The following is a 24,372-nucleotide window of genomic DNA, read 5'->3' as shown; positions in this document are numbered from 1 at the left end:
ACAGTAACGTTGCCTAAATCTCGAAATCACCTACTATAAATATATGCAGGTTCTGGAATCCCTAAACTTCCCTGACACCAACAAGCTGATCTCTATAATTATGCCTGTGCACAATGGGGAAAAATACATTAGGGAGGCAGTTGAGTCCGTATTTTCCCAAAGTTATACAAACTGGCACTTAATCATCGTTAATGATATGTCAACCGACAATACTCGATACATACTTGAGGAATTTGCTTCATCTTCCTTTAAAAACAGAATTGAAATTATAGAGAATAAAGAAAACCTAGGCGTAGCTCTTTCAAGAAATAGAGCCATTTCTCAAGCTAGTGGAGATTGGATAGCCTTTCTTGATGCCGACGATGTCTGGCATCCCAACAAACTTAGAGAACAAATACATATAGCAAGGTTAAACAGTTCCTTGGTGGTTTTCTCTCCCTACTATGTAATGAACGAGGAGGGAGTCGTAAATGGGATAGTTCATAACAAGCCCATTATTGAATTGAAAGACATGCTGCACTTTAATCCGATTGGAAATCTAACTGGGATGTACAAAAGCTCAATACTGGGAAAGTTTTTACAAAAAAAGATTAAACATGAGGACTATATCATGTGGTTCGAGGTTATAAAAAAGGCTGTTCGAGCCTACTCGACCCCAAATCCATTGGCCTTTTATCGCAAGACTTATCGTAGTGTATCTGCATCAAAAACCAAGGTAATTAGATGGCAATGGAATATATACCGAGAAGAGTTTCAATACGATTTTTTTTCAAGCTTACTCAGTTTGATGATCTACGCGGGTCATAATTTTACCAAGGTGAAATCCTTGAAGCAGTCTCTACACTACAAGTGTTATTTTACAAAAGGACTTGTTGAGATATGACGGTGTTGCTAAGCGTTTTCGGCTTGACACTTTTGATCTGCTTTGCGCTTAGCTTGGCACTAAGCATCAGGCTATTTGGCATAGCATCCACACCTTCGCTCTTCCTATATTCGCTAGCCCTCTTTCAAGTCATTCCAGTTTTGTACGGGCTATACACTGGATACTACCAATATGACCTAACCAGGCAAATAAACATGCTCTCCATGGGCATCGTTGCCTTTACCATCGGTTATTTGCCTTTTGGGTTAGCCCGGCGCAAATCGCTGAAAAAGAAATCGTCCGATTTATCCCCAAAGGAATCTCGCACTGTTTTCAAGGTAGCGCTGTATTTTAGCTTGCTACTTTTCCCAATAACCGCAACGCTCGCTGTACAGTTTTTTTTGAGTCGCCGAGGGGGACAATATGGGCTCACCGAGCCTATTAGCAGTTTAGAGCAGCTTTTTTTCTATGCAGCGCTAAGCTTTTTTTGTTTAGCGCTCAGCGTGAACTTAAAACACATTCCACTCAAGTGGATTTTGCTTTTGGTAGTTATAGTTTTACTTCCACGTCTGCTTATCTCCTTGGTTTACAGCCGGATCTTTATCTTTTTAGCCCTAGTACCGCTCTTATATTCTTTGTATTTTAGTCGCTTGAACTATAAATTGTCTCCCTCAAAAGCTACGGTGGCTTTTGGTGTGCTGACTTTATTCATAATCTTGCCTGCACTGACAAGGGATACCAGCATAATGGCTTCACCGCAGCGTTTTGAGGCTCTCATTATGAATGGTTCGTCCATACCTATTCTTGAAAAATACGAGCGATACGATATACAACGTGATCAGTCGTATGTATTCGCTTCCGTAGTTCTAAAAGCCATTCCCTTTTCAATACCACTCCCAGAGAACTATCGCGTGAATGTGTGGGGCATTGAGGGGGCTGTGGCCACCCTGGATAGAGTTCTGAGCAGTTACGAGAATCAAGCGCGAGAAGATGTGTTTTTTGGCACGGGATCGAACTATTTACATGAGCTATACATAGACTTTGGCTGGCTTGGGGTGATTATTGGCAGTATACTTGTGGCGCTGGTGGCTTCCTATATGGAATACAAAGGGGTTCAGTCACTTTTTTTTAGGTTTATTTGGCTGAATGTGCTTACCAGCTTTCTTTTCCTACCCCGTAGCAACGTGGGTTACTTTTTAGAAAAGCTACCCTTATACATCGCCTTTTATGTGCTCGCCTGGCTTGCCATTAAGCTTCTCAAGGAATCTACTGAGGCCACAAAAGCGACTTATGCAAAAACCCAAAGTAATCATCACCTCCAGTAAAAAGACGGGGGGTGTTCAAACCTTCTCCCAAGCCTTGGCATCAGCCCTGAGCCATCTTGGTTATGAGTGTACGTTAGTTGATTCAATCCAAGAACTGCTCAAACCCGCTATGCTGCATCAGTTGAGACAACCAGGAGTCGTGCTTATATCGTCATTAGGTTTCGGGGTCTTCAATTTATTTGCTCGTAGCTCAATATACGTGCTGCACGGTTTTCCTCGTTTGGATGACGCTGGCTTGTTTGGTTTTATCGAAGTAGCTCTTGCTACAAAGATTTTTGCACGCTGGGCCACACGGGTTACAGCTATTAGTCAACTTACGTATTTAGCTAATGCTGCCTTCTTTGGAATCCGTAGCCATCGGGTTATTGGAAACCCTTTTATCTTACAGGCAGGCCTCGCTCGTAAAGAGGCCAAGGACAAGATCATCAGGGTTCTCTATGTGGGACGGTTGGTGGGTGTAAAGCGGGTCGAGCAAGTCGTCCGCGGGTTTCTCCTAGCCGTCCAGCAAGAGCCAAGGCTGCATCTTGAAATTGTCGGCTCTGGGCCAGAAGAACATTCCTTGAAGAAGTTAGCCGATCACCCTTGCATCTCTTTTACCGGCTCCATGCCCAATGCTGAAGCCTTAGCCAAGATGAGCCAGAGTGATATCTTCATCTCCCTGGCCGAGGGCGAGCCCTTTGGAATCACATTTCTAGAAGCACTAGCATCCGGCTGCTACCTGGTTTGCCCTACCTCGGGCGGGCATTTGGACTGGGTGGTGGACTATTCACAGGTTGCCTATGTCAAAAACATTTTTGACCCCACAGAGGTCGCACAAGCCATACTGGAGGCAGTTAAGAAGCTCAACTGTCCAAGGAAGCCCTTTGATGCAGATTGGAACCTGAACGTTGCGCGGAAATATGACGCGCTGATCCTCGAGGCCGTGAATGAAAAGGCTCGAAAAAATACTTCGTAGCAACATTGATATTTTATTTTTTCAGATATCCAACTTTGCTTTTAGCCCTCTGCTCTATTTCTTGCTTGGAAGCGGGCGCTTGGAAAATGGGTTGGATTTGCTCAAGACCATCTATCTTATAGAGGTTTATCTTGCTGTACCTGCAGTTATTTTTTACTTTAACCAGCGTAAAATCTCGGCTTTGGTAGATATTTTCGGAAAGCCGCTATACGATGCAATTGCCGTCGTAAAAATATTACTCAGTGTGGCTACAGGTCTTGTAATGGTTTTTGTTTCAAAAGCCATTGAGCTCCAATTACTATCTGTATTCATTTTGTGCCTGGTAGGAAACGCCATTACGCCTCATTGGCTATTGAGCCAGTATAGCTACACGCGTTTCACACTGGCCGCATTTATCTTCCGTTTGGGTGTCCTTGCCGCTACCTTTTTTGGTTTCGAGCAGCTTCTGTTGCCCCTATACACAGTTAGCTTGTTGGCACCCGGCCTCTTTGCTTACGCGTACTTTCGAAACAAGATTTCTAAGGGCTCTGGAGCCCCTGTCTGGCCTGTTGTTGCCAGCATTGGAGCCTCTGGATCAATTAGTTTAGTGCGAACCTTCGCTACTTCTACATTGCTTTTCTCAATAATAGGCCTTGTTTCACCAAACACACTATCCATATACGCGACCTTGGAGCGAGTAATTCGTTCGGGCTTTTCATTTATGGTGCCTTACATTTTACGTCTGAATCTGCGAAGGGGTATCCATATGAAAACCCAGCTTTTGCCCATTTTGCTACTCGTAGCAGGGGCTCTGACCATTTATTTTTTTCATGCTCACTCTTATTTACTTTTATTACTGCTGGCCGTTATGATTCTTTCTCTTGACCTTATAGCCTTTATATTTAGTGAGCAGGTAGGTTCGAATCTGGCCTCGAGGTCATATTATATCGTCATCATCGGGCTTTTCGTGGTCTCGTTTTTTGGATTCTATTCTTTTTTGGTCCTGCTTGCTCTTCTGGCTTTGCTACCTTTTCTGGTTCGTTCAAGTGAGCACATGGCATGAGATGGCTCTTGGTTACAGCAACTACCATAGGTGTGTTTTTACCTCACCTATGGTCGGTACTGGTTATTCTAAGGGCCGTTCCACTTATTCGAGCGGCTACTTCGAGGCTCGAGCCTCTTCTGTTACCCGCCATTTTTGCTCTTTTTCGCCTTGTGGAGAATTTGGGCAGAGACCCTTGGTTTGGCCTTGGCGAGATGGTGTACGTTTTAGTGGTTGGTTTTTCTCTCCTAGTGGTGCTCCACAATTACACAGTTTATGATAGAAACGCCCTCCTGAAAGGCATACTTTTGGGCAGCACCATTCTCGCGGTTTTTTCAACACTCAACTTTTTTGATCAAATCTATTTGATAAAACCCTGGACGGTATATCCTTCCGAAGCACGTATTTTGAAAAGAAATGCCTTTGAAGCCCTTAGCTCAAACGCGATTGTGACTAAAGATTTGGGTTATGTGGGCCCCGGTGTCCTCAAAGCTTCCATGCGTTTGCGTCATATAGATACCAACAACCGAGAACTGAAACTTCCCGTATCATTTGTACGAGAAAGCAGTCCTATTACTCCTAGTGCATTTTGTACAGTCACTACAAAAGAAACAACCTGCACAATTAATGTGAAACTTGAGAGGCGCGAAAGAACAGTGCTATGGCTTGGAGGGTGGGATAGCTGGCAAAGTAAGAATTCCTCGATACTCGAAGCATCAGCCTTAAGGCTTTTTTATCTGGAACCTCCACCTATAGCGCAAATTCTATTCAACAGTGGACGTAGCGCCGGATTCACATTCAATCCAAACGCTTTAGGTTTGGCTTCGTTGGTCTGTATTTTGTTAGTGGCTTTGCTCAATAGAGCACCTTGGCATACGGTTATCTTGAGTTGTATTCCGCTCTTTGTCTTGCTGCTACAGTCCGGTAGCCGTGCCAGTCTGGCTGGATTGGTTCTGTTTATTTTGATACTGCTGATTAGGCACCCTGCATTGAAAAGGTCTGTGGGCTACATGACCCCCATCATCATCTTGTTGGTGATATTTTGGGGGTTCCGCTCCACTCCCGAACCAACTATTACACTACCTCGGATTCTCAATCCCTTTGAGGACGTCTATCGTGAGTCGAGGGTATCGTTATACGTCGCGGTAATTGAACGGATAGGCCTGAGCTTTATTGGCACCAGGGATATTGGGTCGTTACTACATGATATACAAAGTGATCTCGGGCTAGGAACGCTCGAGCATACTCACAGCTTGTGGCTCCAAATATATATAGCCAGCGGTATTCTCGGTTTATTAATCTTCCTGGCTGGGTTCATTTTGGTAGAGTACCGCCTAAGCCAGAAACAGCTACACGTAGCTCAGGCAGCATTTTTTTCTTTATACTGCGTTTCTTTTTTTGACTATTTCGCTTTTTATCCGCCTTATTATATTCTTCTGTTTGGGCTCGGATACCTGGCCCTGTCGCCGAAAGCTGGTTCCGTTCATTATGACTAAGTCATTTACAAAGTCTCTCAGCCATTGGGAGTCGCCACCCATCATAGCTCTGACTCTTTACTTTGCTCTTTGCATAGCAAGCCTAATAACGCTGGGGCACATCAGGCTCTGGGAGGTATTTACTTATCCTTCGTATGGAGGATTGATTGTACTCCTCGTTATTGCTGGTTTATGTTCTCTCTGGCTTTCAAGCAGGTGGAGTCGGCATCCACACACCAGTGGCTTGCTGGCCAGTGTATGGGCCATGGTTATACCATTTCTAGCACTGGCCGCTGCTTTTTTTATCTTTGGCTGGTGGTATTCTCGCCCATTCTATTTGGCATTTTTTTTGGTACTCTTTGTTATTAATTTCATTAGTTTATTAATTAAATCACGGCGAATGATCAAAGTGGCTGTCACATCTCCTGATGTCGCTGAAACCATTAAGTCGGCAGGTGAAAAAAATATTGAGGTTTTATACATCAACGATTCTCAGAAAGCCGATATAATTGTTACAGATCTGCAGCACAGTTTCTCGGATTCTTCGAGACAAACTTATAGTAACTTTGCAGCCCAGGGTAAAGAAATTATAGATATTGCTACGTTCCTGGAGGAGATCACAGGAAAAGTAGATATATCCTCTCTGTCTAAAGAAGCTGAGATTTTACTCAGGCCCAAAGACTATATTGGTATCAAGCGCGTCTGGGAAACAGCTCTGGTTCTTTTGACCTTTCCCATTTGGGTGTCTTTGGCAGTACTCACAGCTCTGCTGGTACGGCTCGACTCCAAAGGCCCCTTACTATTTAAGCAGCGACGTATCGGTTTGTATGGGCAACCTTTCGAAATGTACAAATTTCGTAGTATGTACGCCGACTCCGAATCAAATGAGCCCAGATTCGCTCAAGTTGGAGATGCTCGAGTTACAAGGGTTGGGGCTATATTGAGGAAATTTCGACTCGATGAAATCCCACAACTATGGAATGTAATAAAGGGCGATATGAGTCTTATCGGACCCCGCCCAGAGCAAGAAGCGTTTGCAAAACAATTCGCTGAAGAGATACCCTTTTTTGAAACGAGACATTTCGTTCGTCCAGGTCTAACTGGATGGGCACAGGTTGTGTACGGCTATACGTCTGATCAAAGCGGAGCTAAAGAAAAACTGGCATATGACCTTTACTATGTAAAAAATTTTTCGTTCTGGCTTGACTTACTAATCATAATAAAAACACTTTCAGTAATTTTCCGTGGGTTTGGTGCCAGATAGCTACAGAAAGCAATAAGCGCGAATCAGGATTAGTCAAAGGTTTGACGGGCTAATTACAACCAGCCCAAACGTTATTTGCTCATTCACACCTCACCTCTGACAACCCTGGCTCGAGGCGAGGCTCCCCTCGCAAGGCCTCGGCCAGGATAGCCCATAAGAGGGCCGAGAAGAATCTCAGGGTAATAGCCCAGAATCCCAATTAGCAATCAAGCCACGCCAGCGGCCTATGTCCAGCGATACGTCCTCGGGCAGCACCACCAAGGCTTCCTGGCGGCGGGCTGGCTGAACATCGGGACGGGTGCGCAGGGCCAGCTCGTATGCCGACTTGCGCTCGGTGGCGATGTGGAGGGTGGAGTGGGGGATGCGATGGAGGTTCCGAAGGGCCAGGGCAATCTGCGGGGCGATGACCTCGAGGTAGTCCTGGCTGGTGAAGAGATCGGTATAGGCAGTGGGATACGGCCAGGGCGAAGGGCGGAAAGAGGTGCGGATAATCAGGTGATCCGGGAGCAGTCGCACCAGCTCCTCGGCTACCAGCTTGGAAAGCGCGTAGTAGTTGCGCACCGGCCCCACCGGGTCGTCCTCCCGGTAGCCCCCCACATCCCCCCAAAACACATAGTCGGTCGAGATGTGAACAAAGCGCAGGTCGTACCCCAAAGCAGCCCGAACCAGGTTGCGGGTGCCCTCCACATTCACCCTCCAGCAAAGGGCTTTTTCGATCTCGGCCTGGGCAACATTGGTGTAGGCCGCTGTATGCACCACGACTTTTGGCTGGTAATTCGCAAAAGCCTGCTCGACACCGGACAGATCGGTGATGTCCAGCTCGGCTCTACTGGGTGCGGTCAGCTCGGGCAGAAGCCCCCGCAACGCCGTTCCCAGGCGGCCCGCTCCGCCGGTCAGCAGTATTCCCCCAGTTTCAGCGCTGCCCATACCAGGTCTGCATGAGGCTCTGGTGCTCTTTTTTCGCGCGCACCCGCTGCCACCAGCCGGGGTTCTGCACGTACCATTCGATGGTCTCTGCCAAACCCTGGCTAAATCTGTACCGGCGCACCCAGCCCAGGGCCTCGGCCTTGGAAGGGTCTACCGAGTAGCGGTAGTCGTGGCCGGGCCGGTCGGCCACGAATTGTTTTAGAGACAGGGGCTTGCCCAGCGCCTCCAGGATAGCGTCGGCAACCTGCACGCCCGAAATTTGCTCGCGGGCTCCCAGGTTGTAGGCCTCGCCGCTGGCGCCCCGGTGCAGAACCAGGTCAATACCGGCGGCGTGATCCAAGGCGTGCATATAGTCGCGCACCGCCGAGCCGTCGCCGTAGATGGGCAGGGGCCGGTCTTCCAGGGCGTTGGTGATGAACAAAGGGATGATCTTCTCGGGGTACTGGTAGGGGCCGTAGGTGTTGGAGCCGCGCGTAATTACCACATCCAGCCCGTGCGAGATACCGTAGGCCAGCACCAGGTGTTCGGCCCCGGCCTTGGAGGCTGCATAGGGCGAGCGGGGCCGGAAGGGGTCGGTCTCGAGGGAGTGGCGGTCGCTCCCCCGGAGGTCGCCGTAAACCTCGTCAGTGGAGACGTGGAGGAAACGGCGGACTCCCGCTTTGCGGGCCTCCTCCAGAAGCACCAGGGTTCCCTCTACGTTGGTTCTAACGAAGGGTCGAGGGTCTAAAAGCGAGCGATCCACGTGGCTCTCAGCGGCAAAGTTCAGTACAGCATCGGCCCCTTGCAGGGCTTTGTGGGCATCGGCGGGGTTGGCGATATCGCCCTGGATGAACTCAATCTGGTTTAATAGAGCTTCCAGATTCTCCAGGTTGCCCGCATAGGTCAGCTTGTCCAGCACCACAATCTGCCACTCGGGATGGGCCGACAGGGCATAATGCACATAGTTGGCACCAATAAAGCCTGCGCCTCCCGTTACCACCACGCGTTTAAAATTCATCACAGCCCCTCCTCTAACCCTTGTCGTCGGCCCACAGATCGGCCCCAAAAAAGTCCCAGGGCAGGCGGCCCTCGTTGGGGTCGGAGGGGTTGAACTGGTCGTTCATGGCGTAGAGCAGCAGCGCACCCTGGTGGCCCGCTCGGTAGCCGTGGGCTACGCCCACGGGGATGTACAGGAGCGCGGGCGCCTCACCGGAAAGCAGGAAAGAACGCTTTATACCTTTGGTTGGGGAGTCGTCGCGCACATCCACCAACCAAACCAGCAAGGCCCCCTGCACCACACACCAAAGCTCGTCCTGGATGCGCTTGGGGTGGAGGTGAAAGGCATTGATACGGCCCGGTACTGCCCAAGAGATTGAGAACTGGCGGGCCTCGAAGGGCACCGGAAGCCCCTCCACCCGCCCATCCTTCAGGCGCAGGTACTCCATGAAGGCGCCCTCGAGGGCACGCTGCTTTATGAGGGGCTGAAACACAACACCCTCTGGGGTGGGCGGGTTTGTGTAATACTGGTACTTCAGGGCAGTCTGGGCTTTTTCATCCAGTTTCATACCGAACTTAATCCTAAAGCATCTACCAGCAAGGACGCTGGGTTGGGCTTAATGAGTAAAGACCTCTCGATAATCGTCATATCCCACAATGCCCAGGCCATTCTTGGCGAGTGCTTGAGGCGACTCGAAGTTTGCTATCCAGAAGCAGAAAAACTAGTGGTGGACACAGACTCCAAAGACGGTAGCGCGGACTGGGTACGGCGGCAACACCCCAGCGTAAATGTGCTCCAGGTGCCCAACCGCGGCTACGCCTACGCCGTCAACCGGGGCCTCGAGGTGGCCCAGAGGCCGTGGGTGGTGGAGATGAACAGCGACGTGTACCTGGAGCAGGGCGACCTCGAGGCCCTGCAGATGGCTTTAGAGGCCAACCCCAGGGCTGCGATGGCGGGGCCTACTCTGTACACACCCGAGGGACGGCTGCAATCGTATGGGCCGCTCTATGCCCCCTATTACTGGAACCTGCGCCGCCCCAGGGCCGTCAGTTGGGTATCCGGTGCGCTCATTATGGCCCGTACGTCCTCCCTGCAGGAGATTGGCGGGATGGACGAGCGCTTTTTTTTCTACAACGAAGACCTCGAGTGGTGCACCCGGGCCCGGCGCAAGGGCTGGCAGGTTTTGCTGGTACCACGCCGGGTGCTCCACCTGGGGGGCAGTTCCACCCCCAACGACCCCCGCTTCATCGCCGAGGGCTACCGGGGAGGCCTGCTCTTTGCCCGCGACTATTTTCCCGCCCTGCACGGCCTGCACAAAAAAACGGTCTGGCTCGAGGCCCACCTTCGCCGCTGGCTCGACCCCAATCCCTTGCGGCGGCAAGGCTACGGGCTGATCTTGCAGATGCTACAGGACAGATCACTAGACGTCTCCCCATTTCTGCGCGAGCCAGCACACGGGCTTAGTGAAGAAAGCTAAAGCCGCACCCGGCTGCGATCCCCCAGCACCAGTTGCAGGGTATGGCGGCGGGTGTTGCCCTGGCCGTCCACCACCACCCCCTGCCCCAGCACGCTGCTGTCCAGGCGGTAGGGCAGCCGGTAAACCTGGGCCTCGTCCATCAGGATGGAGTACTCGACTTCGCTGGCAATCACTTTGGCATTCTTCCCGATAGCCGTGTAGGGGCCAATAAAGCCATCTTCCACCAGCGCCCCGGCCCCGATGTAGGCCGGACCCCGCACGGTGCTGCGCACGATGCGGGCCCCCGGTTCCACCACCACCTCGCCCACCACCTGGGAATCGGCCAGCTCGCCCTCCACCCGGCGCACGAGGCTCGAGAGGGCCAGCCGGTTGGCATCCAGCAGGTCTTCGGGCTTGCCGGTGTCCTTCCACCAGCCGCGCACCTGGTGGGCCACCACCCGCTTTCCTTCATCTACCAGCCCCTGGATGGCCTCGGTAATCTCGTACTCGCCACGACCCGAGGGCTTTAGTTCGTTGATAATGGCATGAATAGCTGGGCCGAACAGATACACCCCTACCAGGGCCAGGTTGGACGGCGGGTCTTGGGGCTTCTCCAGCAGCCGAGCCACCTGTCCGGCCTCATTCAGCACCACCACCCCGAAGGCCCGTGGGTCTTCGACCGGGGTGAGCAAGACGATGGCCTCCGGGCAGGTTTGAAGATACTCTTCCACAAGGTGTTTGATGCCGCCCGAAAGCAGGTTATCGCCCAGGTAGAGCACGAAAGGGCTATCGGATAGAAAACCCTGGGCGGTCTTGACCGCGTGGGCAATGCCCAGCGGCGCTTCCTGCACGATGTAGGTGAGGCGAACCCCCCAGCGTGAGCCATTGCCCAGGGCAGCCCGCACCTCGTGGCCGGTCTCCGGGCTAAGGATGACCCCGATATCGCGGATGCCGGCTTCCAGCAGATCCTCTACAGCATAAAACAGGTTGGGCTTGCCGGCGATGGGAATAAGCTGCTTGGCCCGGGTGTGGGTTAGGGGGCGCAAACGTGTCCCTTGGCCCCCAGAGAGAATGAGTCCCTTGAGTTCCATAGTCGTGCTCAGTTTATAAGACGGGGGGGTTTGAGGGGGCCTTTTCCATCCGATGCTCCGAAACCCTTGGGAAACCAGAAAAGACCCTGGTGTAAAATGCGGTTCGTTGCACAGCATGACTGCCCGAATCCGTCCAACATCAAGCATCACCCTGTGCGCTACAAACCGAGTCGGGATTCTTGGAGGGTTTCAACATGATCCAGTCCAGAAACGATGACGGCTCCATCCTCACCCTGCAAACACCGCCCACTTTTACGGTTTTGGGACAACCCACGGCTGGCCTCGAGGCCCTCTCGCTTCAACTACCCAAGGTCTTGCAGGCCAAGGGCTACCGCTTTGAGCCCGAGGCCGAGCATCCGCGGGCCGTCCTGAACTTTATCCATGCCGAGCGCCCCACCCCCTACCGGCGCAAGGCCCAGGGGACGATGGTGATCTCCTTCCTCGAGCTGCCCCAGATGCCCCCCAACCCCATCGCCGGGCTGTACAGCTATCTGGTGCGGGCCCTTTCCAACATGCTGGTGGTCTATGTGCCGGGGCAGGGGGCTTATTTCCTGACCCTCGAGCTCGGCCAGTACCACGAACCGGAGGGGCCGGGTCTCGCCGAGCGCATCTTCGAGCGGATCCACCCCATTGCCTCCTCGGTGCTGGTGGTGAACAACCACTTTGAACCCGACCTCGAGCCCGAACTCTGGCAGGGCGACGCTCTAACCAAGAGCCTGAGCGCCGCAGGCCGCAAGCTGGCCGAGTGGGACTTGCTCCCGGCTGCTTTTCCCATCGAGGAAATTCTGCCACCTGAAGACTTCCGCCACGTCAAGCGTTTATATGGTATTGGCGGGCTGTCCTACGGCAACCTGTCGGTGCGCAAGGACGAGCGACGCTTCTGGATGTCGGCCAGCGGGGTGGACAAGGCCAACCTGCGCGAGGTGGGGCGGGACATCCTGATGGTCACCGACTACGACCCCATCCAGAACGCCATGCGCCTCTCGGTACCGCCGGGCCTCGAGCCGCGCCGGGTGAGCGTGGACGCCATCGAACACTGGATGATTTACCGCGAACACCCCCAGGTGGGGGCCATCCTGCACATCCACGCCTGGATGGAAAATATCCGCTCCACCCAGTTCAACTACCCCTGCGGCACCTACCAATTGGCCGATGCCGTAGCAGAAAAAGTTCGAGAGGCCCCCGACCCCAGCCGGGCGGTGGTGGGCCTTAAGAACCACGGCCTGACCATCACCGGACACAGCCTGCAAGAAATCCTTGGGCGCATCGAGGGCCGCCTCTTGCGCCAGGTACCCATGTCCTAAGCGTAGCCGAGCAGTAAAACCAGTCGCCAGATTATCTCGAGAGTATTGACCAAGCCCTTCTACCTCAGGGCGCGTCTGGGGGTGAGGGCATGCGCAATAGATGGCTGCGGGTATATACCTCCATCCGCTCACGAAGCGCCTTGGCTCGTTCCATCAGAGGAATGCCGTTTCCGCTCAATTGGGCCTGGAACTCCAGCGCGATCAACTTGCCAGGGGTGAAAGAGCGGCCATCGGGGTTGGGAAATAGGCTGTTTAGCAGATGGAAGTCTTCGTCCGAACGCCAGCCCACCTCTTTCTTAAGCTGATCTAGGTAACCCCACTGAAAGCGCTCCTCGCTGAGCTGCCCTGCAATATAGCGGTGCAATAAATCCAGGTAGACATAGAGCCCCACCACCGCGGGGTTTCGTACGGGTTTGCCGATATGAACCGGCAGCGATTGCATCAGCAGGGGTTCTAGATAGTCGGGGTTGATTTTCCAGTTGTCGAGGTCGAAGAGGGGCCTGGCCTGACGAAAAAGTATGAATTGGGGGCTTTGGTGTTTGATACCGGTGCGGGTCTCGACATAATCGGAAGCCGGGCGGTCCTCGGGGATGCGGATGATACCAATAGCTACGTCGGGGCGGGGCTCGAGGTACTTCTGCACGTACTGCATGGCCTCGAGGGTCTTGTCGGTGGTGCTGGCCTTGAAAATCGCCGCGAGTTCGTGATGCTCCAGAAAGGCATCCACATCCTCGAGCGTTTTGAGGGGGAAGACCCGTTCACGCAGGCTCATAAATGATTATGTTAGCCGGTAGGCGCCGGGGAATCCGTGGGTTGTGCCCCGGTTTTAGGCCATCAAGGATGGCTTCCGGCCCTAGACGAGCTGCTCTGTGCCCTCTGCATTCAAAGTGTGACCAATAACAAAGGTGATTCTCATGCTTTGCGTTACCCTAAACTTTGGAATGGAACGACTTCCCGCCTCCCGGACTTTGCCTTTACTGCCAATACTGCTGACCCTGCTGCTGCTCGCGAGCGTGCTGATTGGTGTCTATTTTGTATCTCCTGGCTTCAAGGAGCGTATGGATGGAGTCTATGGCTTGCTTTCCAGCGGTAATCAGCAGGCGATACAGGCTTGGGTGGCCGGGCTGGGCTGGCTGGGCCCCCTGAGCATTATCGGACTGATGATTGCCCAGACCCTGGTCTCGGTGGTGCCGATGGCCCTGGTCATGCTGGTCTCGGTGCTGGCGTTTGGGCCGGTATTCGGCGGCATTTTGGGTTGGGTCGGGGCCATTATCGCGGCCATGGTGGGCTATGGCCTCGCCAGGCTGCTGGGGCCGGTGGTGGTGGATCGCTTCGTTAGCGAGGATATCCGCCGCAAAGTGGAAACCCAGGTCGAGCGCTACGGCCCCTGGGCCATCATCGCGCTGCGGCTGTCCTTCCTGGTGCCCACCGACAGCGTGAACTTCGTGGCCGGACTGGTCAGGATGCACCCCCTCAAGTTTTTGCTGGCCACCGCAGTGGGGGCCCTGCCCGTAACGGTGGTGATCGCCTGGTTGGGCGCCGATTTCTCCCGGCTGGGGCCCTTTCTCCTGGTGGCCACCCTCGTGGGCCTAGCCGCCTTGGGAGGTTGGATTCTTTACGATCGCACTAGACTACAGCGCAAAACCCGCCCCAGCGAGAGCGAATCAGCCTAGATCTCCCACCAGGGCTTCCATCCCCTCCATCGCACCCATTCGGAGGGAGTAGTCGGCCTGGCTCGAGAGGGGGGTGGGGTTGGGGTTAATCTCGATCAGATAGGCACCGCTCGAGTGGGCCAGCCGCCCCAGGCTGGCTGCCGGTTCAACCTCAGCGCTGGTTCCAATCACCAAAGCCACCTCGGCTTCAGCAAACGCCCGACAGGCCTGCTCAAAAGCGCCTGCCGGCAGCAACTCCCCAAACCACACCACATCCGGGCGGCCCCGGGCCTTGCAGCTCGGGCAGTAGGGCGGCGGCACAAAATGGGCCGGGTCGGGGAGCGGAAACCGCTCTCCACAGCGCTCACAGCGACCCCTGGCAATGTTGCCGTGCAGTTCGACCAGGCGTTGGGAACCGGCCCGGCTGTGCAGGCTGTCCACGTTCTGGGTCACCAGTAGGAAGCCCTCCCCTATCCGCTGTTCCAGCAGGGCCAGCAAGGTATGGGCCCGGTTGGGCTGGGCTTGCATGACGTTCTGGTAGCGCCAGGCATACCACTCCCAGACCTTCTGGGGGTCGCGGCCATAGGCAGCGGGCGTAGCATAATCTTCGATGTTGAAATCCTTCCATAAACCCGCGGCATCGCGAAACGTAGGAATGCCGGAAGGTTGGGAAACGCCCGCTCCGGTGAGCACCGCCAACCGACGGGCCTCCCGCAGGCGCTTGCGAGCGGCTTCCAGGTTCATGCCCACAGTGTACGCGGGGGAAGGGACTCCGTAGAATACAGGTAGCCTGTGCGACTCTACACCGCCCAAGCCATGCGCGAGGCCGACCGGAAGGCCACCGAGCTGGGCTATCCCAGTCTGCTCTTGATGGATACGGCCGGAAGGCGCTCGGCCAAACGTTTATTGCAGTATTTTGAGGACCGCAAGGCAGTGGTGCTGTGCGGCAAGGGCAACAACGGGGGGGACGGGCTGGTGGCGGCCCGCTGGCTAAAGGTCGGGGGGGCGGAGGTCGAAGTTTTCGCTGCCGAAGGGCAGGTAGGCGACGCGGCCCTGGCCCGGCAGGCCTTGCAGGCCCACGGCATAGCCATCCGGCCCCTGGAGGAATGGCAGCCCGAGCGAAACACGGTAATCCTGGATGCCCTGTTTGGCACGGGTTTGCGAGGCCCACTGGAAGGGCCGTATGCCCGGCTGGTCGAGCAGATCAACGCTTCCGGGCTGCCGGTGGTGGCCATTGACCTTCCCTCGGGCCTGCCCTACTCGCCCCATGTCCGGGCCAGCCTCACCGTGGCGCTGGCAGGGCTCAAGAACGAGCATCTGTTCTACCCACACCGCGCCGCCTGTGGGCGCATCCTGGTAGATGACCTGGGGATGCCACCGGAAGCCCTGAGGAATGAAGCGCTGCCGGAGCTCTTGCACAGAGCGCAGATGCAGAAGCTCCTGCCCAAACGGGCGGGCAATGCCCACAAGGGCTCGGTGGGACGGGTACTGGTGGTGGGGGGCTACCTTAGCTATACCGGTGCGCCCAGCCTGGCGGCCCTGGGGGCCTACCGAACCGGTGCTGGACTGGTCACCGTAGCCTATCCCGCCGACTGCGAGGTGCAACCGCCTCTGGAGGCCGTGCGCCTCCCGTTGTTCGAGTGGAACACCGCCAACCTTCAGCGGGGCCGGGCGGAGGCGGTAGCGGTCGGGATGGGTGCGGGCGACGGAGGGGTACAGGCGGCCCTGGCCGCGCTGGGTCTGCAGCGCCCCACTGTACTGGACGCCGACGCCCTGCACGAGCGGGTGCTGCGAGCCTACAGCGAAGCAGCCCTCCCGACCGTGATAACCCCCCACCCAGGGGAGGCCGGCCGACTGCTGGGGCTGCCCAGCGAACAGGTGGCCCGCTTCCCCCTCGAGGCCGCCCAAACCCTAGCCAAGCGCTATCCAGGGCTGGTGGTGGTGCTGAAGGGTGGGCCCACGGTGCTGGCCTGGCAGCCCCAGGGGGCCCTCACTTCAACGCCACAACTCGCGGTGAACAGCACAGGCAACCCCCATATGGCCACCGGCGGGATGGGCGATGTGCTCTCGGGGGTGGTCGCTGCCCTGCTGGCTGCGGGCCTCTCGGCCTGGGATGCCGCCCGGCTGGGGGTGTACCTCCACGGGCTGGCCGGCGACCTGGCAAGCAAACCGGGTCTGCTGGCCCACGAGGTCGCCGAGGCGCTGCCTAAGGCCCTCGAGCGGCTGCAGGCGGGCCAGGTCAGAGATTTCTGGGAGCCCGAATAGTCCCCAACAGCAGCACGCTCATGGCGGACATCCACAAAATATCGTAGGCCACGATGGACCACTGGGCCGGCGGTACACCACCCAGCACGTAAACCACTCGAGCCAGGCTGCCCAGCACCAGCGCCCACACCACCCCTTGCAGGTAGCGCCCGATGCGGCCTCCGGCCAGCACCGGGGTCTGCTGGGCGAAAAGCAGGGTCAGATAAAACGCAACGCCGGCATAAATCAGTTCGACTACGTTCAACGGGCGAACCAGGGTGGTGAGGGCTGCAAGCAACAGTCCGCCCAGCAGGGCCATCAAAGCCAGGCGTTGGGAAAAGCCCAGCGGATACAAACCCTGGCGCTCCATGCTCAAGGGCAGGAGTGTTCCCATCAGCAAGAAAAGAGCCACCCCCATCAGATAGATTCCCTCGCGGAGGGCCAGGGTGTCCACGGGGGTTGCTATACTGAGGGTGAACAACAAATCGCCGATCCCCAAAAACAACAGCCCCAGCGCAAGCCCCACGAGCGCCCGGCGCACAATCGCCGGTGATTGTGTAGCAATCTGCCATAGCGCATAGGCGCCCACAAAATTCGACAGGCTCACCACCAAGTTGCGCAGGTAGGTATCGCTCACCAAACCCACCAGCCACAAGAGCCAAAGGAGTCCCAACAAACCAAAGATCGCCATGAACCCTGCTATCATACGGCTTTTACCTTCACAACTTGTCAAGAGTTGGGATTGTCCTTTGCTCCAGAAGTTTATTTTAGCTGTATACATCTGCACCCAGTCACGTCTCATGCGCATTTCGGTAGTATCGTTCACTTTGACGAGTCTGAACGATACCACCGAAATGCTTTTTTACTCCCTTCGGTCGGCTTGAATCCTTCACCTCTGACTGCGGCGGGCGGTGAAGGATTCAAGCGGAAACGGTATCAGACGTATACGTCTTTGGCCACGTGTGTTCCGAGGGGTTTCAAGTTTCCAGCAACCAATGTGGGCGCACTTAACAAAGATTAAGCCGTTCAGGAATAAGAAAATTCTTTATGCCTGACAAGCTGTTGCTGCCCATCCAGGCGTTTATGAGGGGCGCCGCGGGTTCGGAAAGGCACCATTCGGGATTGCGCCCTGCTTTCTGCGAGAGATTACACGGTTCCGTCTGGGTACCCTCTACGCGTATAGCAGGTCAACCACCACATAGGTCTGGCCGCCCTTGGGGCTTTTGACCTGCACCTCGTCGCCCACTTTTTTACCCATCAAGGCCTGGCCCAAGGGGGATTCGTTGGAAATTTTGCCGCTGAACACATCGGATTCGTGGCTGCCTACCATGGTGACGCTCATGCGTTGGCCGGTGGAGGTCTCGAGCTCCACCGTCACGCCGATCTGCACCTCGGTGGGGACGCCGTTGCCCGACTCCACCAGTTGAACCCGGCTCAGGATGTCCTCGAGCTCGGCAATGCGGCTGTTGTTTTGCCACATGGCCCGTCTCGCCTCGTCGTAGCCCGCATTCTCGCGCAAATCGCCCTCGGCGATGGCCCGGCCCATCTCATCGGCGATCTGTTGTACTTTTTCGGTTTTTAAGTAGGCAAGTTCCTGCTCGAGCCGCGCTTTTCCCTCAGCGGTCAGGTATACCGGCTTTTTGTCTGACATTAAACAAAACCTCCAAAGGTCTACTTGCCGTAGACCCAAACTCAAGTATAGTACAGCGCCGATTAGGTGGCTGTTGCCAGCGGCGCTGTGCGCTGCTAGAGGGCATAAATCGAGCCGACGGTGCAAACCACCCTCACAAAAAACTGGCTGGTTGCAGGGTGGAAGTTTTACCGCCCAAGACTGGATAAACGCCAGGCCGATTTTCCGAGTAACGTTTACAGCCCCGCTTCGGGGTGGAATAAAATGGGCCCATGCGATGGATGGCGGGCATTCTCCTCTTCGGCATGACCCTGGCCCAGGGTCTAACCGTGCCACCCGAGGGCCGCGTTGGAGAGCCCTTGGAAATTCGCGGGGCAGATTTTCCTCCGGGCCGGTACAGCCTCAGGATCGAGTCCGATGCCATCACCAACGAGATAGACCTCGAGACCTTCAACGGCAGTATCGCCACCGCCTGGACACCCCCCAAGGAAGGGGTCTACAGGTTCCGCATTCAGGTAGGCGAGCGTGTGGTGGAGGCAGAGACCAGGGTACTAGCCGCCCCTCCTGCACCCGCCACAGAGCCCAGCCCATCCCCTCCCACACCCCCCGCCCGGCCCGAGACCGTGACCCCCACCCTTCAGCCCGACGGGCTGGTGGTGGGCAACTGGAAGCTGCCGCTAAAAGGCGAGTGGATCGGGCCCAGGCTGCTCGGCACCCGGGCTTTTATCGCTCGAGGCCCGCTGGTGCTGGAGATAGACCTGCAAAACCCCAGGGTGGTGGCACAGCACTATCCTCCGGGGGATGTTCGGGCTTTGGAGGCCGACGCCGAACTGACGGTGCTGCTCGAGGATGGACGGCGGCTGGGCCTGGGGGCTTTTGCGGGCAAACCCTTCGAGGGCCGCTGGGAGAACCTGTCGGTCATCCGTGAATACACACTGACCCTAAACACCGCCGGGGCTACCGCACTGGACCAGAGTCCAACCTCCCCAAAACCCTACTGGTATTACTTCAGCCGCGAGGCAGCCAGCCTGAGCGCAGCCGACCTCGAGACCACCGGGCGGGATTTACTGCAACGCGGCCACCGCCCCGAGCTGGCCTGGGGGGAGGGCGTGATGCGCTGGCTTCGGCCCTGGCTAGCCCAGATACGCGCCGCGCGCGGCCAGGGGTTGGAGCAAAGCCTGGTCTGGTCCGAGTTTTTCTTGAAGTACCTGCCCCAGGTACCCGGCACCAAGGCCATGCTCTGGGAGCAGGTGGGCTGGCTCGAGGCCCAGGGGCGGCCCGACCTGGGGCAGCGCTACCGCGAAGCCTTGCGCCAGGTGGCAAGCTGGCAGAACCCCCTCAGCTCGGCCAACCTGGCCGCCGCTACCTGGGGGTTGTTGGGGTTGTACGGCCTGATGCTGCTTTACCTGACCCTGATGTACCTGCCCGCCCAGTTGCGTGGTGTACGTCCCAGTGGAGGCTGGCTGGCTGGCTGGCTTCGTCACCCCTTGCTGCGTTTGCGCCACAGCGTGCTGGCCTATACCACTGTGGGCGAGCGCACCTTGCTGCTGCTGCTTTTCCTACTGGCCGTGCTGGCGATGTTGGGCTGGGGCTTTATGTCCCGCTCCGAGAACCTGATCGCACAGGATAGCCTGACCAGGGGAACCCTGCGCTCGAGCGCTGCGCAAGAAACCCTACGTGGTTTTGCCAACACGGCCTCTCTGCGGGGCCTTCTGGCCTATGCCCAGGCCAAGGAAAACCCAGACGAAGCCCAGCGGCTCTACGAGGCGGCCCCTCCCTGGGTCTATGTCTTGCTGGGGCGCGGCACTCCCGAGGCGCTGGCCCAGGCCTACCGGCGGGCCCCCTCTTCAGCCGCCGTGCGCGAGGTTCTGGGCATCGGCGGCGACCTCTGGACCCCCGTCTACCGCGACGCCGGGGTAGCCCGCGAGGCCGTTCCGACGCCAAGGATTATCACCGCTACGGTAGCGCTGAGTGGCCTTCAGGGCCTCACCAGCGATTTTCTGGCGGTCTGGCGGGATCTCCCCATCTGGCCCAGTCCGCTGTGGGCCTGGGGAACTGCCATCGCGGTTCTGCTGCTGACCCTCTACCACCTGCTGTGCTTTTTCCTGCCCAGACCCAAAGGGGTGGACGGCAACCTGGCCTGGCGCCGCGGGGTGCAGCTCTTCTTTCCAGGCAGCCCCACCTACAGCCAGGGCTGGGGCCTGATGGTGCTGCTGCTCTTTGCCGGGGGCCTGTGGTTGTGGCGGGTGGGCAACGGCTGGGGAATTGTCCTGGCGGGTATGGCCCTGGGGTTCCACCTTTTGCTGTGGTTCTTGCTGGTGTACCGCGGCAGCCGTTGATACCAACAGGATAGAGATTACCCACCTCGCACAGCAGGCACGGCGCATCTCCCCCGCCGGGGTTCAGGTTCATTTTGCGATACAATCACCTCGTTTTGAGGAATGCCCGCATGATCATCCCGCCCCTACCCACCCCCTTCGACCAAAACGGCCGCCTCGACACCGAAGCCTTCCGCGCACTGGCCCAGGCCATCGAGCCCCATGTAGACGGCCTGCTGTTCTACGGCTCCAACGGCGAGGGCGTCCACCTGACCCGTGAAGAACGGGCAGCGGGCCTGGCCGTCCAGACCCCTCAGAAGCCCGCCATGGTGGGCCTGATGGAAGAAACCCTGGCCCAGGCCGCCATCGCCCTCGAGGAGGCCGTCCACCTTGGGGCCAAAGTGCTGATCACACCCCCCCGCTACTACGAGGTCAACCTGGGCCACGACGGCCTGCTGCGCTACTTCGGCGGGATTGCCGATATGGGCCGGGCCGAGGTCTGGCTTTACCACGTGCCAGCCAACACCAAAGCCCAGCTACCCCTGCCGGTGGTGGCCGAGTTGGCCCGGCACCCCAAGATCGGAGGGCTGAAAGACTCCAGCGGGGAACTGGCCCGCATGGCCTTCTACGCTTCGCAGAACCTGGGCATCCAGCTTTATACCGGACATGCCCCCACCTTTCTGGGGGCTTTGGCGCATGGAGCCCACGGGGGTATTCTGGCCGTATCTAACCTGGCCCCCAAGCCCTACAAAAAGCTGCTCGAGCTCTGGCGGGCCGGCCAGGTAGCCGAGGCCCAGGCCCTGCAGGCCGAGCTCGAGCCCTTTGGCCGGGTGCTGGCCCAGGGGGGTTTTGTGCTCCTGAAGCAAGCCCTGCGTCACCTGGGCCTGCCCGGAGGCTACCCCCGCCCCCCCTACCCCGCCGAAAGCCCGGTCTGGCCCAACTTCAAGCCCCTTCTGGAAGCCTTCAAAGAGCGGGGCTGGACGGTGGGTTAAGGCCCGTTTAGTGAAAAATCGGCGCTGCGCGGCCCCAGATTGGGTAAGCTCAACTGGGAGGCAACCATGAAGCGATACGCACGGTGGCTCTTGTTCGGACTGGCATTGCTGCTAAGCGCTTGTGTACCCCAGGCGGTGCGGCCCCAGGCCCCCCAGGTCGAGCTATTGCAGTTCAACCTGGTTTCCATAGACCCCTTCAGCGGGCGGGGCGAGTTTGACCTGCGCCTGCGCCTGACCAATATCAACGCCTTTACCCTGCCCCTGCTGGACAGCACCCTCACCGCCGAGCTGGGGGGCTCGCAGTTTCGCCTGACCCTGCCGGCTCTGGAAATCCCTGCCGGGGCCAGCCGCGAAGCCCAGACCCGCCTGGTGGTGCCCCTGGTGGAGGGCACCCGTGCCCTGGCCAGCCTGGTGGGCGGCCAGAGCACCCGCTTCCGCCTCCTGGGTGAGCTGCGGGTGCAGCTAGGCCCGGCGGTGGTTCCGATTGGGCCCGTGACGCTCTTGGACCGCGAGGTGCGCATCCAGTTCACCTTCCGGCTCCCCACCATCCGCCTGGTCGAGATCCGGCTGGATGGGCTGGCCATCCGGCTGGTGCTGGAGGTAGAGAACCCCAACCCCATCGGGTTCACCTTAGAAGGCCCGCTGCGCCTCCTGATTGGCGGGCGGAGCGTGGCCGAGAGCGCGTTCAACCTGGGGCTCGGGCCCAATGGACGCAACCGGGGCGAGCTGCGCCTGGGTTTGTCGGGGCTGCCGGGGCTGGGAGGTGTGAGCGTAGATCTGGGGCTTACGGCCCGCATTCCGGGCATCCTGGATCGGCCAGTGGTGCAGGTTTTGCAGGGGGTGTTGCGTTAAGCAACTGGCTGTACCGGCTCAGCACGGCCTGAACCCAATGGTGGTCAATTGTTACCCATGCCCGAGGTGCCACTTGAGCTGGTTCGGATTTTTCATGATCCAAACCTGCTACGGCTGCTCGAGGCCCTCAAACCCACGCCCCTGAATAAAGCAGCGCGGGCTTTTGTTTGGGTATTGAGCTGTGTCAGGATAAATTTGCGGGGTCGCCGGGCAGCAGTGCTCACGTGCCTGGCGCAATTCCCAGCGGCAAAGATCCCAGCACTCCAGCAGCATGGGCCGGTACGGCTCTGGTGCTTTGCCAGGCCACTGATACCATTTCCGCTTGAATCCTTCACCGTTGGACGGAGTCAGAGGTGAAGGATTCAAGCCGACCAAAGGGAGTAGAAAAGCATTTCGGTAGTATCGTTTAGGCTTGCCAAAGAAAGCGATACTGCCGAAATGCGTATGAATTCGCATACCACGACCTGCGATTGCAGAAGGCAAATAAACGCCTTCAAACCTTATTCCAGCCCCCCCACCGCCTGCTCAGCCACCCGCACCAGTTCGCCGGAACGAATCAGTTCGCACAGGCGGCCCAGCTCGGGCTTCAGATAGCGGTCGCGGTCGAGGTGGGGGATCTCCTGCCGGATGCGGCGGTAAACCGCCTCCACCCCCCGGCCCGGCCGCAGCGGGGCGTGGAAGTCGAGGGCCTGGGCCGCCGAGGCCAGCTCGATGGCCAGCACCCAGAGGGTGTTCTCGAAAATGCTGCGGGCCTTGCGGCAGGCGATGGTGCCCATCGAGACGTGGTCTTCCTGGTTGGCGCTGGTGGGAATCGAGTCCACCGAGGCGGGGTGGGCCAGCACCTTGTTCTCGCTCACCAGGGCCGCCGCGGTGTACTGGCTGATCATCAGGCCGGAGTTGAGGCCGCTGCCCTCGGCCAAAAAGGCTGGCAGGCCCGAAAGGGCCGGGTTCAGCATCTGTTCGATGCGGCGTTCGGAGATGTTGGCGAGTTCGGCCAGGGCCATGCCGGCGTAGTCGGCGGCCAGGGCCAGGGGCTGGCCGTGGAAGTTGCCGGCCGAGAGGGTGCGGCCCTCCTCGGGCAGGATCAGGGGGTTGTCGGTGACGCTTTGGAGCTCGCGCAGCAGCACCGCCCGCACATGCTCGAGCGCATCGCGGCTGGCCCCGTGCACCTGGGGGGCGGCCCGCAGGCTGTAGGCATCCTGCACCTTGTCGCAGTCTATGTGCGAGCGCATAATCTCGGAGTCCTGCAACAGCCGGCGCACATTGGTGCAGGTCGCGCGCAGGCCGGGGTGGGGGCGCAGGCGGGCCACCGCCGCATCAAAGGGCCGGTGGCTGGCCTTCAGGGCCTCCACGCTCATGGCCACCGCGATATCGGCGGTTTTGAGCAAAATCTCGCTATCCAAAAGCAAAAGGGCCAGGAGCGAGGCCATGGCCTGGGTACCGTTGATCAGGGCCAGCCCTTCTTTGGCCTGCAACTCCAGCGGCGCCAGGCCCACCGTCCGCAGCACCTCTGCCGCGGGCCACACCCGGCCCTGGTAGGCCAGCTCACCCTCGCCAATCAGGGGCAGGCACATGTGGGCCAGGGGGGCCAGGTCGCCCGAGGCCCCCACCGAGCCCTGCGAGGGCACCACCGGAATCAGCTCGTGGTTCAAAAAATCTAAAAGCCGCTCCACCACCTCCACCCGCACCCCGGAGTAGCCCAACGCCAGGCTCTGGGCCCGCAGCAAAAGCATCCCCCGCACCACCTCCGAAGGAAACGGCTCCCCCACCCCAATGGCGTGCGAGAGCAGCAGGTTGCGCTGCAGCAACCGAAGGTCTTTGGCCTCGATGCGCACCGTGGCCAGCTTGCCGAAGCCGGTGTTAAGGCCGTACACGGGCTGGTTTTGCTCGACGAGGTGTTCCACAAAGGCCCGGCAGCGCTCCAGGCGCACCCGTGCGGCCTCGCTCAGGCGCACCGGCACTTTTTCCCGCACCACCCGGCGAAAGTCGGCCAGGCTCAGTTCTGTATCCAGTTCTAGCATCCCTTCC

General features: G+C 57.6%; 22 protein-coding genes. 13 read left to right on the top strand and 9 right to left on the bottom strand.

Annotated elements, in window-relative coordinates; genetic code table 11:
* The first annotated feature begins 43 nt into the window (after nucleotides 1–43).
* From WKI89_RS11450 to WKI89_RS11425, 6 genes are all read left to right on the top strand, one after another.
* Entirely contained in the window at nucleotides 44–883 is an 840-nt protein-coding gene (locus tag WKI89_RS11450; RefSeq protein ID WP_337869751.1) for a glycosyltransferase family 2 protein, read from the top strand.
* Complete coding sequence (gene wzy / locus WKI89_RS11445; protein ID WP_337869749.1) at nucleotides 880–2,187, top strand: O-antigen polysaccharide polymerase Wzy; 1,308 nt, start codon at nucleotides 880–882, stop codon at nucleotides 2,185–2,187. The genes WKI89_RS11450 and wzy overlap by 4 nt, the downstream gene beginning before the upstream one ends.
* The gene (locus WKI89_RS11440; RefSeq protein WP_337869747.1) at nucleotides 2,153–3,142 is read left to right on the top strand and encodes a glycosyltransferase family 4 protein; all 990 of its coding nucleotides are present in this window, start codon (nucleotides 2,153–2,155) and stop codon (nucleotides 3,140–3,142) included. The genes wzy and WKI89_RS11440 overlap by 35 nt, the downstream gene beginning before the upstream one ends.
* Complete coding sequence (locus WKI89_RS11435; protein WP_337869746.1) at nucleotides 3,114–4,184, top strand: hypothetical protein; 1,071 nt, start codon at nucleotides 3,114–3,116, stop codon at nucleotides 4,182–4,184. The genes WKI89_RS11440 and WKI89_RS11435 overlap by 29 nt, the downstream gene beginning before the upstream one ends.
* Nucleotides 4,181–5,659 (top strand): O-antigen ligase family protein, encoded by a 1,479-nt coding sequence (locus WKI89_RS11430; protein ID WP_337869745.1) that lies wholly within the window; start codon nucleotides 4,181–4,183, stop codon nucleotides 5,657–5,659. The genes WKI89_RS11435 and WKI89_RS11430 overlap by 4 nt, the downstream gene beginning before the upstream one ends.
* A gap of 142 nt (nucleotides 5,660–5,801) precedes the next feature.
* Entirely contained in the window at nucleotides 5,802–6,902 is a 1,101-nt protein-coding gene (locus WKI89_RS11425; protein WP_337869744.1) for an exopolysaccharide biosynthesis polyprenyl glycosylphosphotransferase, read from the top strand.
* Nucleotides 6,903–7,076: 174 nt separating this feature from the next.
* Here the strand turns inward: WKI89_RS11425 and WKI89_RS11420 are convergent, their stop codons facing one another.
* The 3 genes from WKI89_RS11420 to WKI89_RS11410 are packed head-to-tail and all read right to left on the bottom strand — an operon-like array spanning nucleotide 7,077 to nucleotide 9,373.
* Nucleotides 7,077–7,829 (bottom strand): NAD(P)-dependent oxidoreductase, encoded by a 753-nt coding sequence (locus WKI89_RS11420; RefSeq protein ID WP_337869743.1) that lies wholly within the window; start codon nucleotides 7,827–7,829, stop codon nucleotides 7,077–7,079.
* A complete protein-coding gene (gene rfbB, locus WKI89_RS11415) occupies nucleotides 7,816–8,826 on the bottom strand; it encodes a dTDP-glucose 4,6-dehydratase (protein WP_337869741.1) in 1,011 nt (336 codons plus the stop codon). The genes WKI89_RS11420 and rfbB overlap by 14 nt, the downstream gene beginning before the upstream one ends.
* Before the next feature lie 13 nt (nucleotides 8,827–8,839).
* On the bottom strand, nucleotides 8,840–9,373 hold the full coding sequence (locus WKI89_RS11410; RefSeq protein WP_337869739.1) for a dTDP-4-dehydrorhamnose 3,5-epimerase family protein: 534 nt from the start codon (nucleotides 9,371–9,373) through the stop codon (nucleotides 8,840–8,842).
* 51 nt (nucleotides 9,374–9,424) lie between these two features.
* Here WKI89_RS11410 and WKI89_RS11405 point away from each other — a divergent pair, with 51 nt between their 5' ends.
* On the top strand, nucleotides 9,425–10,282 hold the full coding sequence (locus WKI89_RS11405) for a glycosyltransferase family 2 protein (protein WP_337869737.1): 858 nt from the start codon (nucleotides 9,425–9,427) through the stop codon (nucleotides 10,280–10,282).
* Here WKI89_RS11405 and WKI89_RS11400 read toward each other — a convergent pair.
* Nucleotides 10,279–11,352 carry a glucose-1-phosphate thymidylyltransferase gene (locus WKI89_RS11400; protein ID WP_337869735.1) on the bottom strand — a complete coding sequence of 358 codons (1,074 nt, stop codon included), beginning with the start codon at nucleotides 11,350–11,352 and terminating at the stop codon, nucleotides 10,279–10,281. The genes WKI89_RS11405 and WKI89_RS11400 overlap by 4 nt on opposite strands.
* A gap of 194 nt (nucleotides 11,353–11,546) precedes the next feature.
* Here WKI89_RS11400 and WKI89_RS11395 point away from each other — a divergent pair, with 194 nt between their 5' ends.
* Nucleotides 11,547–12,656, top strand: a complete 1,110-nt coding sequence (locus WKI89_RS11395) for a class II aldolase/adducin family protein (protein ID WP_337869733.1) — start codon at nucleotides 11,547–11,549, stop codon at nucleotides 12,654–12,656.
* 64 nt (nucleotides 12,657–12,720) lie between these two features.
* Here the strand turns inward: WKI89_RS11395 and WKI89_RS11390 are convergent, their stop codons facing one another.
* Nucleotides 12,721–13,428, bottom strand: coding sequence for a monothiol bacilliredoxin BrxC family protein (locus WKI89_RS11390; protein ID WP_337869731.1), 708 nt, complete (start codon nucleotides 13,426–13,428; stop codon nucleotides 12,721–12,723).
* 169 nt (nucleotides 13,429–13,597) lie between these two features.
* On the opposite strand from WKI89_RS11390, the gene WKI89_RS11385 reads away from it, so the two are divergent.
* Nucleotides 13,598–14,329 (top strand): TVP38/TMEM64 family protein, encoded by a 732-nt coding sequence (locus WKI89_RS11385; RefSeq protein ID WP_337869729.1) that lies wholly within the window; start codon nucleotides 13,598–13,600, stop codon nucleotides 14,327–14,329.
* Here WKI89_RS11385 and WKI89_RS11380 read toward each other — a convergent pair.
* A complete protein-coding gene (locus WKI89_RS11380; RefSeq protein WP_337869727.1) occupies nucleotides 14,321–15,052 on the bottom strand; it encodes an NAD-dependent deacylase in 732 nt (243 codons plus the stop codon). The genes WKI89_RS11385 and WKI89_RS11380 overlap by 9 nt on opposite strands.
* A gap of 48 nt (nucleotides 15,053–15,100) precedes the next feature.
* Here WKI89_RS11380 and WKI89_RS11375 point away from each other — a divergent pair, with 48 nt between their 5' ends.
* Nucleotides 15,101–16,573, top strand: coding sequence for an NAD(P)H-hydrate dehydratase (locus WKI89_RS11375; protein ID WP_337869725.1), 1,473 nt, complete (start codon nucleotides 15,101–15,103; stop codon nucleotides 16,571–16,573).
* Here the strand turns inward: WKI89_RS11375 and WKI89_RS11370 are convergent.
* On the bottom strand, nucleotides 16,548–17,243 hold the full coding sequence (locus WKI89_RS11370) for a hypothetical protein (RefSeq protein WP_337869723.1): 696 nt from the start codon (nucleotides 17,241–17,243) through the stop codon (nucleotides 16,548–16,550). The two genes, WKI89_RS11375 and WKI89_RS11370, sit on opposite strands and share 26 nt — an antisense overlap.
* A 480-nt stretch (nucleotides 17,244–17,723) precedes the next feature.
* Nucleotides 17,724–18,203: a transcription elongation factor GreA gene (greA, locus tag WKI89_RS11365; RefSeq protein WP_337869722.1), complete on the bottom strand. Its 480-nt coding sequence runs from the start codon at nucleotides 18,201–18,203 to the stop codon at nucleotides 17,724–17,726.
* 251 nt (nucleotides 18,204–18,454) lie between these two features.
* Between greA and WKI89_RS11360 the strand changes: the two genes are divergently transcribed.
* The 3 genes from WKI89_RS11360 (at nucleotide 18,455) to WKI89_RS11350 (ending at nucleotide 22,344) form a co-directional block, all read left to right on the top strand.
* Nucleotides 18,455–20,521 carry a hypothetical protein gene (locus WKI89_RS11360; RefSeq protein WP_337869720.1) on the top strand — a complete coding sequence of 689 codons (2,067 nt, stop codon included), beginning with the start codon at nucleotides 18,455–18,457 and terminating at the stop codon, nucleotides 20,519–20,521.
* A gap of 110 nt (nucleotides 20,522–20,631) precedes the next feature.
* Entirely contained in the window at nucleotides 20,632–21,492 is an 861-nt protein-coding gene (locus WKI89_RS11355; protein ID WP_337869786.1) for a dihydrodipicolinate synthase family protein, read from the top strand.
* A 66-nt stretch (nucleotides 21,493–21,558) separates the two neighbouring features.
* Entirely contained in the window at nucleotides 21,559–22,344 is a 786-nt protein-coding gene (locus tag WKI89_RS11350) for a hypothetical protein (RefSeq protein WP_337869719.1), read from the top strand.
* Between the two features lie 500 nt (nucleotides 22,345–22,844).
* Here WKI89_RS11350 and hutH read toward each other — a convergent pair whose 3' ends face one another.
* Entirely contained in the window at nucleotides 22,845–24,365 is a 1,521-nt protein-coding gene (hutH, locus tag WKI89_RS11345) for a histidine ammonia-lyase (protein WP_337869717.1), read from the bottom strand.
* Nucleotides 24,366–24,372: the final 7 nt, after the last annotated feature.

The organism is Meiothermus sp. (assembly GCF_037443965.1).
Classification (GTDB): domain Bacteria; phylum Deinococcota; class Deinococci; order Deinococcales; family Thermaceae; genus Meiothermus.
This window is presented reverse-complemented; position numbering and strand designations above follow the sequence as displayed.